At 63.3% G+C, this 13252-nt stretch carries 11 protein-coding genes; 3 read left to right on the top strand and 8 right to left on the bottom strand.

Annotated features, from left to right (window positions below; all coding sequences use genetic code 11):
- Positions 1-428 precede the first annotated feature (428 nt).
- The 4 genes from ccoP to ccoN are packed head-to-tail and all read right to left on the bottom strand — an operon-like array spanning position 429 to position 3628.
- Positions 429-1382 (bottom strand): cytochrome-c oxidase, cbb3-type subunit III, encoded by a 954-nt coding sequence (ccoP, locus tag AO356_RS02420; protein WP_060738427.1) that lies wholly within the window; start codon positions 1380-1382, stop codon positions 429-431.
- Entirely contained in the window at positions 1379-1579 is a 201-nt protein-coding gene (locus AO356_RS02415; RefSeq protein WP_060743060.1) for a cbb3-type cytochrome oxidase subunit 3, read from the bottom strand. Before AO356_RS02415 ends, ccoP begins: the two co-directional genes overlap by 4 nt.
- A gap of 5 nt (positions 1580-1584) precedes the next feature.
- A complete protein-coding gene (gene ccoO / locus AO356_RS02410; protein ID WP_053120686.1) occupies positions 1585-2193 on the bottom strand; it encodes a cytochrome-c oxidase, cbb3-type subunit II in 609 nt (202 codons plus the stop codon).
- 10 nt (positions 2194-2203) lie between these two features.
- Complete coding sequence (gene ccoN, locus AO356_RS02405) at positions 2204-3628, bottom strand: cytochrome-c oxidase, cbb3-type subunit I (RefSeq protein WP_060738426.1); 1425 nt, start codon at positions 3626-3628, stop codon at positions 2204-2206.
- A gap of 96 nt (positions 3629-3724) precedes the next feature.
- Between ccoN and AO356_RS02400 the strand changes: the two genes are divergently transcribed.
- Entirely contained in the window at positions 3725-4417 is a 693-nt protein-coding gene (locus AO356_RS02400) for an alpha/beta family hydrolase (RefSeq protein ID WP_060738425.1), read from the top strand.
- 160 nt (positions 4418-4577) lie between these two features.
- Here the strand turns inward: AO356_RS02400 and AO356_RS02395 are convergent, their stop codons facing one another.
- From AO356_RS02395 to acnA, 3 genes are all read right to left on the bottom strand, one after another.
- Entirely contained in the window at positions 4578-6143 is a 1566-nt protein-coding gene (locus AO356_RS02395; RefSeq protein WP_060738424.1) for a methyl-accepting chemotaxis protein, read from the bottom strand.
- 77 nt (positions 6144-6220) lie between these two features.
- Positions 6221-7009, bottom strand: coding sequence for a CPBP family intramembrane glutamic endopeptidase (locus tag AO356_RS02390; RefSeq protein ID WP_060738423.1), 789 nt, complete (start codon positions 7007-7009; stop codon positions 6221-6223).
- Between the two features lie 431 nt (positions 7010-7440).
- Complete coding sequence (gene acnA / locus AO356_RS02385) at positions 7441-10182, bottom strand: aconitate hydratase AcnA (protein WP_060738422.1); 2742 nt, start codon at positions 10180-10182, stop codon at positions 7441-7443.
- 173 nt (positions 10183-10355) lie between these two features.
- Here acnA and rlmM point away from each other — a divergent pair, with 173 nt between their 5' ends.
- Together rlmM and tusA are read left to right on the top strand one after the other, a co-directional pair.
- Positions 10356-11444: a 23S rRNA (cytidine(2498)-2'-O)-methyltransferase RlmM gene (gene rlmM, locus AO356_RS02380; protein WP_060738421.1), complete on the top strand. Its 1089-nt coding sequence runs from the start codon at positions 10356-10358 to the stop codon at positions 11442-11444.
- Between the two features lie 144 nt (positions 11445-11588).
- Positions 11589-11840 (top strand): sulfurtransferase TusA, encoded by a 252-nt coding sequence (tusA, locus tag AO356_RS02375; RefSeq protein ID WP_003183455.1) that lies wholly within the window; start codon positions 11589-11591, stop codon positions 11838-11840.
- Here the strand turns inward: tusA and AO356_RS02370 are convergent.
- Positions 11837-13240: an MATE family efflux transporter gene (locus AO356_RS02370; RefSeq protein WP_060738420.1), complete on the bottom strand. Its 1404-nt coding sequence runs from the start codon at positions 13238-13240 to the stop codon at positions 11837-11839. The genes tusA and AO356_RS02370 overlap by 4 nt on opposite strands.
- Positions 13241-13252: the final 12 nt, after the last annotated feature.

Raw genomic sequence — 13252 nt, 5'->3', positions numbered from 1 at the left:
GGAGAAAGCGGGGGGTCATTGCAACGCGCCATGACCTGGGTCAATGCTTTCCAAAGCTGATTCTGCGGCCTTTCCATGTGCTGAGTAGGGACAAAATTGGCCCTCGGCAAAATGTCGCAACGAAGGAAAGAGGCGAGGGGGTCAGGTCGGTTGTAACGGGGTGTGTTCGAACACGGCGTTCGGGTGATGCCAGGCAACTGTCGCAACAGCCGGTATTCACCTGCCTTTGCGGCCTTTTTATCGAACGATTGTCGAACGCATCGGGTCGGGTCGACCTGAAACCGGCAGTCGCCAGCGCACGCAGAGGCAAGCTTAGACCTGATTCCGGGGAACCGAAAGGAAGACGATGGGAGGGGTGCGACAATGCGTCGCGCAGGGGCACGAAGCAGCCGCATCCAGATGAATGCGGCTGTTTGTGTGGTCAGGATTTATTCGCTTTTGTGTTCCGCTTGCAGGCGCTCGGTGCGGGCACCCTGGGACAGGCTGTAGACGTAAGCGGCGAGCAGTTGCACTTTGTCATTGCCCAGCAACTCATTCTGCGCCGGCATGTGGCCCTGGCGACCATGGCGAATGGTCTGCTGCAACTGGGCCAGGCTGGTGCCGTAGATGAAACCGGCCGGTTGCGTCAGGTTCGGCGCGCCCATGGCTTCGGTCCCTTGGCCGTTGGCGCCATGACAGGCCACGCAGGTGGTGTTGAAGACCTGCTGGCCGGCTTGCAGATCGGCACCGCTGTCTGCCGGCAGCGGCAGGCCGGCCAGGTCGTGGCGTACATACGCGGCCACGTTCTTGACCCCCGCGTCCCCCAGCACTTCGCCCCAGGCCGGCATCGCCGCCATGCGGCCGCCCATGATGGTCGCCTTGATGGTGTCGGCAGCACCGCCCCAACGCCAGTTGCTGTCGGCCAGGTTCGGAAAGCCGAAGGCACCCTTGGCGTCCGAGCCATGGCAGACCGAGCAGTTGGAGGCGAACAGGCGACCGCCCATTTTCAGTGCCTGCGGGTCCTTGGCGACTTCTTCCACCGGCATGGCGGCGAATTTGGCGAAGATCGGTCCGAATTTGGCATCGGCCTTGGCCATTTCCTTTTCCCATTCATGGGCGCCGGTCCAGCCGTTCTCGTAGCCGGGCAGGATGCCTTTCCAGTTGCCCAGGCCCGGATACAGGACCAGGTAGCCGACGGAAAACACGAGGGTGCCGGCGAACAACAGGAACCACCACTGTGGCAGCGGGTTGTCGTACTCCTCGATGCCGTCGAAGCTGTGGCCCATGGTCTGGTCGACGCTGCCCTTGGTCTCGCCCTTGCGGGTGCCGATCAGCAGCCAGGTCAGGCCGATCAGGCTGCCGATGGTCAGTACGCAGATCCACGTACTCCAGAAGGTGGTCATGGCCGGGTACTCCTTGTCGCAGGGTCTTGGGGGGTGATGTCGGCGGGCGGTTCGTCGGCGAACGGCAGCAGGCGCGCCTGGGCGAATTCCGGGCCGCGCTTGCTGCTGAATACCCACAGGGTCAGGCCGATGAAGGCGATGAACACCACGACGGTGCCCAGGCCACGGATCATTCCAGTGCTCATTTCAAAGAACATCAGGCTCACCTCTTGCTCTTGATGGCAGTGCCGAGCACTTGCAGGTAGGCCACCAGCGCGTCCATTTCGGTCTTGCCCTTGAGCGAGGCCACGCTGCCGGCGATGTCGTCGTCGGTGTACGGCACACCGAGGGTGCGCATGGCGCGCAGCTTGCCTTCGGTGTGGCTGCTGTCCACCGCCTGGGCTACCAGCCATGGGTAGGCCGGCATTTTCGACTCGGGCACGACGTTGCGCGGGTTGTACAAGTGGGCGCGGTGCCAGTCATCGGAGTAGCGCGCGCCGACCCGTGCCAGGTCCGGCCCGGTCCGCTTGGAGCCCCACAGGAACGGGTGGTCCCAGACGCTTTCGCCGGCGACGGAGTAGTGGCCGTAGCGCTCGGTCTCGGCACGGAACGGACGGATCATCTGCGAGTGGCAGCCGACGCAGCCTTCACGGATGTAGATGTCGCGGCCTTCCAGTTGCAGGGCGGTGTAGGGCTTCATGCCGTCCACCGGCTTGTTGGTCACGTCCTGGAAGAACAGCGGCACGATCTGGGTCAGGCCACCAATGCTCACGGCCAGGACCATCAGCAGCATCAGCAGGCCGACGTTTTTTTCGATTGTTTCGTGTTTCATGGTGGACTCCTCAGGCCATCTGCGCGGCAGCGGCGGCTTCGGCAGGCTGGTAGGCCCGCACGGTGCGCCAGGTGTTGTAGGCCATCAGCAGCATGCCGAGAAGGAAGATCGACCCGCCCGCCAGCCGCACGACGAAGCCTGGGTGGCTGGCCACCAGGGTTTCGACGAAGGAGTAGGTGAGCGTGCCGTCCTCGTTCACCGCGCGCCACATCAGGCCCTGGGCGATGCCGTTGACCCACATCGAGGCGATGTACAGCACCGTGCCGATGGTCGCGAGCCAGAAGTGCGCGTTGATCAGGCCGATGCTGTGCATCTGTGGCCGACCGAAGACTTTCGGGATCATGTGGTACAGCGCACCGATGGAAATCATCGCCACCCAGCCGAGCGCACCGGCGTGTACGTGGCCGATGGTCCAGTCGGTGTAGTGGGAGAGGGCGTTGACGGTCTTGATCGCCATCATCGGACCTTCGAAGGTCGACATGCCGTAGAACGCCAGGGACACCACCAAGAAGCGCAGGATCGGGTCGCTGCGCAACTTATGCCAGGCCCCCGAGAGGGTCATCATGCCGTTGATCATGCCGCCCCAGCTGGGTGCCAGCAGGATCAGCGACATCACCATGCCCAGTGACTGCGCCCAGTCCGGCAGCGCGGTGTAGTGCAGGTGGTGCGGGCCGGCCCAGATGTACAGGGTGATCAACGCCCAGAAGTGGACGATGGACAGGCGATAGGAGTACACCGGGCGCTCGGCCTGCTTGGGCACGAAGTAGTACATCATCCCCAGGAAGCCAGCAGTGAGGAAAAAGCCTACGGCGTTGTGGCCGTACCACCACTGCACCATCGCGTCCGTGGCCCCGGCATACACCGAGTAGGATTTGGTGAGGCTCACCGGCAGTTCCAGGTTGTTGACGATGTGCAGGATCGCCACGGTCAGGATGAACCCGCCGAAGAACCAGTTACCGACGTAGATGTGCTTGGTGTTGCGCTTGGCCACGGTGCCGAAGAACACGATGGCGTAGGCGACCCAGACGATGGTGATCAGGATGTCTATCGGCCATTCCAGCTCGGCGTATTCCTTGGAACTGGTGTAGCCCAGGGGCAGGCTGATGGCCGCCAGCAGGATCACCAATTGCCAGCCCCAGAAGCAGAACGCGGCGATTTTCGGCGCGAACAGCTGTGTCTGGCAGGTGCGTTGCACCGAATAGAACGAGCTGGCAAACAGGGCACAGCCCCCAAAAGCGAAGATCACCGCGTTGGTGTGCAGCGGGCGCAGGCGGCCGAAGCTGGTCCAGGGCAAATCGAAGTTGAGCTGCGGCCAGACCAATTGGGCGGCGAGAAAAACCCCGAGCCCCATGCCGACGATGCCCCACACCACCGTCATAATGGCGAATTGGCGGACCACCTTGTAGTTGTAGGCGGTACTGATAGAAGTGTTCATGGTTCCCCATCCACGGTTCAGCCGAAGTGAGCGCCTGCGCAAGGCAGTGCGGCGTTCTTCGCCTGGAGTTATAGGCAGACTAAAAGCGAGGCAAGCATGGACAAACAGCACAAGGCCAGTATTGACGGGGATCAATGGGCGCGGTGCGTGGAGCAACACGGTTGGCGGTGGACGGCCGCGCAACCGGGCGCGGGCGCGGAGCCGCCAACCCTGATCCTGGCCCACGGTGCCGGTGCACCGATGGACAGCGGCTTCATGGAGGAAATGGCCGCGCGCCTTGCCGTACGGGGCGTCAACGTGTTGCGCTTCGAGTTCCCCTACATGGCCCAGCGGCGCCAGGATGGGGGCAAGCGTCCCCCCAACCCGGCACCCAAGTTGCTGGAATGCTGGCGTGAGGTGTATGCCACGGTGCGGCCTTATGTCGCTGGGCGGCTGGCCATTGGCGGCAAGTCCATGGGGGGGCGCATGGCGAGCCTGCTGGCCGATGAGTTGGGCGTCGATGCGCTGGTGTGCCTGGGCTATCCCTTCTATGCGGTGGGCAAGCCGGAGAAACCGCGGGTCGAGCACTTGGCAGGGTTAAAGACCCGGACCTTGATCGTCCAGGGCGAGCGCGATGCCTTGGGTAACCGGGAGGCGGTGCAGGGGTATGAATTGTCACCGAGCATCGAGGTGATGTGGCTGGTGGCGGGGGATCATGACCTCAAGCCGCTGAAGGCGTCGGGGTTCAGTCATGAGCAGCATCTGGAGGCGGCTGCGGGCAAGGTGGCGGCGTTTCTTTTTCAGGATTGATAGTGCCTGTCCGGCCTCTTCGCGAGCAAGCCCGCTCCCACACTGGATGTGTGGCGTTCACAACCCCCTTGTGGGAGCGAGCTTGCTCGCGATGGCGGCTGCCCAGGCAACAAAAAACCCGGAAGCGTTCGCTGTCCGGGTTTTTTGTTGCCAATTGAAGTCAGCGGTTGAACCGCTCCACCAACGAATACTGCGAATTCGCCGTGTGGGTCAGCTCTTCGCTCAGCAGCGCCGAGCTGTGGGCCTGGCCGGAGGTCTGGTCGGCCAGGTCCGAGATGTTGCTGATGTTGCGGCTGATCTCCTCGGCCACCGAGCTTTGCTCCTCGGTGGCGGCGGCGATCTGGGTGGTCATGTCGGTGATGTGGGCCACCGCTTCGCTGATGCCCACCAATGCCTGGTCCGCTTCCATGACCCGCGCCACGCCTTCTTCGGCCTGGCGGTGGCCGGCCTCCATGGTTTGCACGGCATTGGTGGCGGTTTGCTGGAGCTTGGCGATCAGGGCATGGATCTGCCCGGTGGATTCGCTGGTGCGTTGCGCCAGTTGGCGTACTTCGTCGGCCACCACGGCAAAGCCGCGGCCCATCTCACCGGCACGGGCCGCTTCGATGGCGGCGTTGAGGGCCAGCAGGTTGGTCTGGTCGGCGATGCCTTTGATCACGTCGACCACGCCACCGATCTCGTCGCTGTCCTTGGCCAGCTGAGTCACGGTGTTACCGGTCTCGCCGACCACCACCGACAGCCGCTCGATGGCTTCGCGGGTTTCCCCGGCGATGTCGCGGCCGCGGCTGGTCAGGCGATTGGCTTCCTGGGTGGCATCGGCGGTGCGCTGCACGTGACTGGCGACTTCCTGGGTCGTTGCCGCCATCTGGTTGACGGCTGTGGCGACCTGTTCGGTTTCCACCCGCTGGCGCTCAAGGCCGCTGGAGCTGTCATGGGCTAAGGTGTTGGACTGGCGAGCCTGGTCGTTAAGGTGCTCGGCGGTGTCCTGCAGGCGCGTCAGGCAGGTTTTCAGTCGTGCTTCCTGGCTGAGGATCGACATCTCCAGGCGTGCCTGGGCGCCACGGCTATCGGTGTACATCCGGGCGATCAACGGGTCGGAAGTGGTTTGCTCGGCCAGGCGCAGCAGGCGTTTGATCCCGCGTTGCTGCCATTGCAGGCCGATCAACCCCAGCGGCACCGAGAGCACGGCGGCCAGGGCAAAACCCCAGTGGGAGTTCAAGAAGGCGCCCACGACGAAGCTCAATTGGCTGACCAGGATGAACGGCAGCCAGTCCTGCAGCATCGGCAGCCATTTGTCGCTGCCGGGCACTGCGGACTTGCCCTGGTTGATGCGCTGGTAAAGTGCTTCGGCCCGGCCGATCTGCTCGGCGGTGGGCTTGACCCGTACCGACTCGTAGCCGACCACCTGGTTACCTTCGAAGATGGGCGTGACGTAGGCGTTGACCCAGTAGTGGTCGCCGTTCTTGCTACGGTTCTTGACGATGCCCATCCATGGCAAGCCTTGTTTCAGCGTGCCCCACATATGGGCGAACACGGCTGACGGAACATCGGGGTGACGGACGAGGTTGTGCGGCGAACGGATCAGTTCTTCCTTGGAAAACCCACTGATTTCAACGAACGCGTCGTTGCAGTAGGTAATGACACCCTTGGCGTCGGTGGTCGAAATCAATCGTTGCTGGGCCGGGAAGGTCCTTTCGCGTTGTGTGACGGGTTGGTTGTTACGCATGGTGTGTAGATCCGCAAGGCTTTGAAAGGTTGTCGGCGCCGTCAGGTTTTAGTTGAAGTTATTTTTGCCTGTCGCTATCACGCCAGCATCGGGTAGGTAAATAGGGCGAAGTGAAGCAGGTTGAGCAGAAAATGCGTGACAATCGCCGCGCCCAGGCCGCCAAAACGATACGCCAGGCCGTAACCGAGCCCCGCCAGGCCCGACAGCAGCACCCATTGCCAACCCGCGCCCGCATGCACAAGGCCGAACAGCAGCGAAGCCAGGAGCAACGCCAGGTTGTCGCCTTGGGCCATATGTTTGAAGCGCCGACTCAGGCCCCCCTGAATGTAGCCGCGAAACAGCGCTTCCTCCACGAGCGTGACCAATAAAAGATTATTAAGTACCCACATCCAGGCATGGTCCGGCCATTTCGGCGCCCAGTGGATCATCCCCAGCAGCATCGCGCCACCAATGGCCAGCACCGCGCTCAGCGCCAGGCCCAGCGCCGTGGCCTGGACCGACAGGCGCAACGAGCGCCGGCCGACGATCCAGGGGCAGGCCAGCAACAGCCAGAAGCCGATCAGCGGCTTGTCCTGGTTCAGGTACATGGCGAAGCGTGCCGCATCATCGGTGAGGCGTTGCGCCGGGATGGCCCGGCCGTTGAAGAAACCTGGCATCCAGTGCATCGCCAGGGCCAGGGCCATCACCAGAAACAGGACGTGCCCGAGAAACCGGCCCACCGGCATTTCCCGCTGGCGCACCGCGTAACCGGCAAATAGCAGCAGCGCGACGGAAATACCGGCCGTCCAGGCCAGTTGGCCGTAAGCCAGGGCCAGGCCATAGCCAATGGAAAGAAGGGCCAGGTAAGGCCAGGGCAGAGCGGGCATACAACATCCTTTTAGGCTGTGAAGCTTTGGGCGAACGTAGCCGCCGCGTCTACGACGCCGCCATGTCGCGTAAAGAGCACATTTGTGTCCATTCAGATTCATGCGCAGGAGGGGCAAGCAGTTGGCTGACGCGGTTGCGTGAGTGCCGGAGGGATTATAGGCGGGCTCATACAAAAACAGCGTCTGTTAAGTAACCGTGGGAGCGAGCTTGTTCGCGATCGGGGCAGGTCAGCCAACACTGATGCTGGCTGATCCATCGCTATCGCGAGCAAGCTCGCTCCCACAGGGGAGCGGGGTCGAACGCTGCGTCTGTGAGCAGCCAGAATCTATTGTGGGAGCGAGCTTGCTCGCGATGACGGCGGAACATTCAGCACAGATGCCGGCTGATCCACCGCTATCGCGAGCAAGCTCGGCTCCCACGGGGGCGTGCTTCAACCTGCAATCAATTGCCGCAACACATAGTGAAGAATCCCGCCCGCCTTGAAGTATTCCACTTCATTCAAGGTATCGATCCGACACAACACTTCGATTCGCTCCTGGCGGCCATCCTCCCGGGTGATGACCAGGGGCAGGTTCATGCGCGGCGTCAGTTCGACGTCATTGAGCCCGAGGATGTCCAGGGTTTCCCTGCCCGTGAGGTTCAGGCTCTTGCGATTCTGGTCGAGCTTGAACTGCAGCGGCAGCACGCCCATGCCCACCAGGTTGGAGCGATGGATGCGCTCGAAGCTTTCGGCGATCACCGCCTTGACCCCCAGCAGGTTGGTGCCCTTGGCCGCCCAGTCCCGGCTCGAGCCCGTGCCATATTCCTGGCCGGCGATCACCACCAGGGGCGTGTCCGTGGCCTGGTAGAGCATGGCGGCATCGTAGATCGGCATTCGTTCGCCACTGGGGATGTAGATCGTGTTGCCGCCTTCTTCACCGTCGAGCATTTCGTTGCGGATGCGGATATTGGCGAAGGTGCCGCGCATCATGACTTGATGGTTGCCGCGTCTGGAACCGTAGGAGTTGAAGTCCCGTGGCTCCACGCCTTGTTCGCGCAGGTAGCGACCGGCCGGGCTGTCGGCCTTGATGTTACCGGCCGGGGAGATGTGGTCGGTGGTCACCGAGTCGCCCAGCAGGGCCAGGACCCGGGCGCCCTCGACGTTCCTGACGGCCGGTGGCGGCCCGCCGATGTCGTCGAAGAACGGTGGATGCTGGATGTAGGTCGAGTCATCCTGCCAGACGTAAGTCGCCGCTTGCGGCACTTCGATGGCCTGCCATTGCTCGTCACCGGCAAACACGGCGGCGTATTCCTTGTGGAACATGCTGGTGTTGACCTGGGCCACGGCGGCGGCCACTTCCTGGCTGCTGGGCCAGATGTCCCGCAGGTACACCGGCTTGCCGTCCCGGTCGTTGCCCAGCGGCTCGCTGCTGATGTCGATGCGCACCGTGCCGGCCAGGGCATAGGCGACCACCAGCGGCGGTGAGGCCAACCAGTTGGTCTTCACCAGGGGATGCACCCGGCCTTCGAAGTTGCGGTTGCCCGACAAGACCGAGGCCACGGTCAGGTCGGCTTTCTGAATGGCTTTCTCGATGGGGTCTGGCAACGGCCCGGAGTTGCCGATACAGGTCGTGCAACCATAGCCCACCAAGTCGAAACCGAGTTTATCCAGGTACTCGGTCAGGCCGGCCGCGTTGTAGTAATCGGTGACCACCTTGGAGCCCGGCGCCAGGGAGCTCTTGACCCAAGGCTTGCGGACCAGGCCTTTTTCCACGGCTTTTTTTGCCAGCAGCCCGGCGGCCATCATCACGCTGGGGTTGGAGGTGTTGGTGCACGAGGTGATGGCGGCAATCACCACCGCACCGTTTTTCAGGCGATGGGTGTGGCCTTCGAATTCGTACTCGGCTTCGCCCACCTGGTCGGCATTGCCCACCGCGACGCCACCGCCGCCTTCACTTTCCAGGCGGCCTTCTTCTTTGCTGGTGGGTTTGACCTGCAACCCCAGGAAGTCGCTGAAAGCCTGGCCGACATTCGGCAGCGAAACCCGGTCCTGAGGGCGTTTTGGCCCGGCGAGACTGGCCTCGACGCTGCCCATGTCCAGCTCCAGGGTGTCGGTGAAGACCGGCTCCTGGCCGGGCAGGCGCCACAGGCCCTGGGCCTTGCAATAGGCTTCCACCAGCTTCACGGTTTCTGCCGGACGCCCGGACAGGCGCAGGTAGTCCAGGGTCACCTCGTCCACCGGGAAGAAACCGCAGGTGGCGCCGTATTCCGGGGCCATGTTGGCGATGGTGGCGCGGTCGGCCAAGGGCAGGTCGGCCAGGCCGTCGCCATAGAACTCGACGAATTTGCCCACCACACCTTTCTTGCGCAGCATCTGCGTGACGGTCAGCACCAGGTCGGTGGCGGTGATGCCTTCGCGCAGCTTGCCGATGAGTTTGAAACCGATGACCTCGGGAATCAGCATCGACACCGGTTGGCCGAGCATGGCCGCTTCCGCCTCGATCCCGCCGACGCCCCAGCCCAGTACGCCGAGGCCGTTGATCATGGTGGTGTGGGAGTCGGTGCCCACCAGGGTATCGGGGAAGGCGTAGGTGCGGCCGTCTTCTTCTTTGGTCCACACGGTGCGGCCCAGGTATTCGAGGTTGACCTGGTGGCAGATGCCGGTGCCCGGCGGTACCACGCTGAAGTTGTCAAAGGCGCTCTGGCCCCAGCGCAGGAAGGCGTAGCGTTCGCCGTTGCGCTGCATTTCGATGTCGACGTTCTGCTCGAACGCCTGGCTGCTGGCGAACTTGTCCACCATCACCGAGTGGTCGATCACCAGGTCCACCGGTGACAGCGGGTTGATCCGCTGGGGATCGCCGCCGGCCTTTTCCACGGCGGCGCGCATGGCGGCCAGATCGACCACGGCGGGGACGCCGGTGAAATCCTGCATCAGTACCCGTGCCGGGCGGTATTGAATCTCGCGGTCGGAGCGACGTTCCTTGAGCCAACCGGCCAGGGCCTTGAGGTCGGCGCCGGTGACGGTTTTTTCATCTTCCCAGCGCAACAGGTTTTCCAGCAGCACCTTCAAGGACATGGGCAGCTTGTCCAGGTCACCCAGGCTTCGGGCGGCATCCGGCAGGCTGAAGTAGTGGTAGGTCCTGGCGTCGACTTGCAGTGTCTTAAGGGTTTTCAGGCTATCGAGGGACGGCATTGAAATCACTCCTTTGAGTCCGCACGGCTACGGACGGAGGGGGACGGACAGAGCCTTTAACCTAGCCCTGTTTTGAGCGTATGACTAATCACTGGACTCTATAGGCAGGTTCGGGGTTCCGAACTCCGCTATCATGCGGCGGTTTTCGTGACAGGCTTTGCTACGGAGTTTCAATGAACACGCTTTTTATGCACTGCCGGCCAGGCTTCGAAGGCGAGGTCTGTTCCGAGATCGCCGAACACGCGGCCCGGCTCAACGTGGCCGGCTACGCCAAGGCCAAACCGGCCAGTGCCTGCGCCGAATTTGTCTGTACCGAAGAGGACGGCGCCGAGCGGCTGATGCGCGGGCAGCGTTTTGCCGAGCTGATTTTTCCACGCCAGTGGGCGCGGGGCACGTTCATTGAATTGCCGGAAACCGACCGTATCAGCGTGATCCTGGCTCACATGTCGGCGTTCCCTACCTGCGGCAGCCTGTGGCTGGAGGTGGTCGACACCAATGACGGCAAGGAGCTGTCGAACTTCTGCAAGAAATTCGAAGGCCCGTTGCGCAAAGCGCTGAGCGGGGCCGGCAAGCTGGTGGACGACCCGCACAAGCCGCGCCTGCTGCTGACGTTCAAGAGTGGCCGCGAAGTGTTCCTGGGCCTGGCGGACGCGGATAATTCGGCGATGTGGCCAATGGGTATCCCGCGCCTGAAGTTCCCCCGGGAAGCGCCGAGTCGCTCCACGCTCAAACTCGAAGAGGCCTGGCACCATTTCATCCCTCGGGACCAGTGGGACGAGCGCCTGCACAGTGACATGACCGGCGTGGACCTCGGTGCCGCGCCAGGCGGCTGGACCTGGCAATTGGTCAACCGTGGGATGCTGGTGACGGCCATCGACAACGGCCCGATGGCCGAAAGCCTGATGGACACTGGCCTGGTGCAGCACCTGATGGCGGACGGCTTCACGTTCAAGCCCAAGCAGCCGGTGGACTGGATGGTCTGCGACATCGTCGAAAAGCCTGCGCGCAACGCGGCGATGCTGGAAGAGTGGATTGGCGAGGGCCATTGCCGCGAGGCCGTGGTCAACCTCAAGCTGCCGATGAAACAGCGTTATGCCGAGGTGAAGCGCCTGCTCGAACGCATCGCCGAGGGTTTCAAGGCCCGGGGCATCAAGGTCGAGATCGGTTGCAAGCAGCTGTATCACGACCGTGAGGAAGTGACCTGCCATCTGCGGCGGTTGGACACGAAGAAGCCCCGTGGGAGCAAAGCTTGCTCGCGATGAACGATGACGCGGTTAGGAGACCGAGGTGCCTGCATCGCGGGCAAGCCTTGCTCCCACGGTGTTGCTTTCGCATGTTTGCTAGCCCGCAGGCTTTGCTCAGAACCGACATTGCGCGACAATGCCGGCCAGTTTCAGGAGTAGAACATGAGTGAAATGAACGACACGCCGGTCGACGGCACGCTGGATGCCACCGGCCTCAATTGCCCGGAACCGGTGATGATGCTGCACCAGCACATTCGCGACCTGGCCCCCGGTGGCCTGCTGAAAGTCATCGCCACCGACCCCTCGACCCGCCGCGATATCCCCAAGTTTTGCGTGTTCCTGGACCACGAACTGGTGGCCCAGCAGGAAGAGGCAGGCACCTACCTCTATTGGATCCGCAAGAAACTCGCTTAACCCGTCGAGCGGCTGATGCGGATCTGCTTGCGCGCGCTACGTGCCAGACGGATCGACAACATCAGTGCCGCGCAGCTCAAGCCCACGATCAGGCCTTGCCACAACCCGCTCGGACCGCTGGCCGCGCCGAGCCAGTCGGTCAGGCCCAGGGCGTAACCCACCGGCAGGCCGATGCCCCAATAGGCGAACAGGGTCAGGATCATCGTCACCCGGGTGTCCTGGTAGCCGCGCAATGCACCAGCCGCCGTGACCTGGATCGCATCGGAAAACTGAAACAGCGCCGCATAGACGATCAGCATCGATGCCACCCCGATGACCACCGGATCGGCGGTATAGATCGCCGCGATAGGCCCGCGCAGCGCGAACATCAGGCTCGCCGAGAGGCAAGCGTAGGCCAGGGCGGTGCCCATGCCCACTCCGGCGGCGAAGCGCGCTTCGCGAGGCTGCTGCCGTCCCAGGGCCTGGCCGACCCGCACGGTGACGGCCATGCCCAGGGAGTAGGGGATCATGAACACCAGGGAACTGAAGTTCAGCGCGATCTGGTGCCCGGCCACCACGGTGGCGCCGAGGCTGCCGATCAGCAGGGCGATCACCGCGAAAATACTCGACTCGGCGAACACCGCAATGCCGATCGGCAAGCCGATGCCCAGCAGGCGCTTGATGACCGCCCATTGCGGCCAGTCGAAACGGCTGAACAACCGGCTCGACTGATAGGCCGGTGCCCAGCGCGCCCAACCGGCCATGCCCAGGGCCATGACCCACATCACGATGGCCGTGGCCCAGCCGCAACCGACGCCGCCCATGGCGGGCACGCCCAGGTGCCCATAGATGAAGATGTAATTGAGCGGAATGTTCAGCGCCAGTCCGCACAGCCCCAGCACCATCGCCGGTCGCGTGCGACCCAGGCCGTCGCTGAAGCAGCGCAGTACGTGATACAGCGCCACGGCCGGCAGGCCCGTGCCGATGCCCCGCAGGTATTCCATGCACGGGCCGATCAATTCGGGATCGACTTTCATGATGTGCAGGATCGGCTCGGCGCTGAACAGCGCCAGGGTCGCGATCAACCCCACCACCAGCGCCAGCCACAGCGCCTGGCGTACCAGCGGCCCGATCTCGTCGAACGTACCGGCACCGAAGCGCTGGGCAACTTTCGGGGTGGTCGCCAGCAGGGTGCCAGTCATCAACAGGAACACCGGCACCCAGATCGAGTTGCCCAGGGCCACGGCCGCCAGGTCCCGTGGACCGACCCGACCGGCCATCACCGCATCGACGAAGCCCATGGCGGTGGTCGCCAGTTGCGCCACCATGATCGGCAAGGCCAGGGCCAGCAGCGTCTTGAATTCCAGGCGTACCCGGGCCGGGCGGGAGAGGGGAGCGGGGGTGTCGATGACAGGATTCACAGGGCAAGCGTC

It is taken from the genome of Pseudomonas fluorescens, assembly GCF_001307275.1.
Classification (GTDB): Bacteria; Pseudomonadota; Gammaproteobacteria; order Pseudomonadales; family Pseudomonadaceae; genus Aquipseudomonas; species Aquipseudomonas fluorescens_AA.
This window is presented reverse-complemented; position numbering and strand designations above follow the sequence as displayed.

Excerpts from the sequence above, each read along its gene's own strand:
- AO356_RS02400 (WP_060738425.1), top strand. The coding sequence starts at position 3,725 with ATGGACAAACAGCACAAGGCCAGTATTGACGGGGATCAATGGGCGCGG.
- AO356_RS02415 (WP_060743060.1), bottom strand. The coding sequence starts at position 1,579 with ATGTTCTTTGAAATGAGCACTGGAATGATCCGTGGCCTGGGCACCGTC.
- ccoO (WP_053120686.1), bottom strand. The coding sequence starts at position 2,193 with ATGAAACACGAAACAATCGAAAAAAACGTCGGCCTGCTGATGCTGCTG.
- acnA (WP_060738422.1), bottom strand. The coding sequence starts at position 10,182 with ATGCCGTCCCTCGATAGCCTGAAAACCCTTAAGACACTGCAAGTCGAC.
- AO356_RS02390 (WP_060738423.1), bottom strand. The coding sequence starts at position 7,009 with ATGCCCGCTCTGCCCTGGCCTTACCTGGCCCTTCTTTCCATTGGCTAT.
- tusA (WP_003183455.1), top strand. The coding sequence starts at position 11,589 with ATGAGTGAAATGAACGACACGCCGGTCGACGGCACGCTGGATGCCACC.
- AO356_RS02395 (WP_060738424.1), bottom strand. The coding sequence starts at position 6,143 with ATGCGTAACAACCAACCCGTCACACAACGCGAAAGGACCTTCCCGGCC.
- rlmM (WP_060738421.1), top strand. The coding sequence starts at position 10,356 with ATGAACACGCTTTTTATGCACTGCCGGCCAGGCTTCGAAGGCGAGGTC.
- ccoP (WP_060738427.1), bottom strand. The coding sequence starts at position 1,382 with ATGACCACCTTCTGGAGTACGTGGATCTGCGTACTGACCATCGGCAGC.
- ccoN (WP_060738426.1), bottom strand. The coding sequence starts at position 3,628 with ATGAACACTTCTATCAGTACCGCCTACAACTACAAGGTGGTCCGCCAA.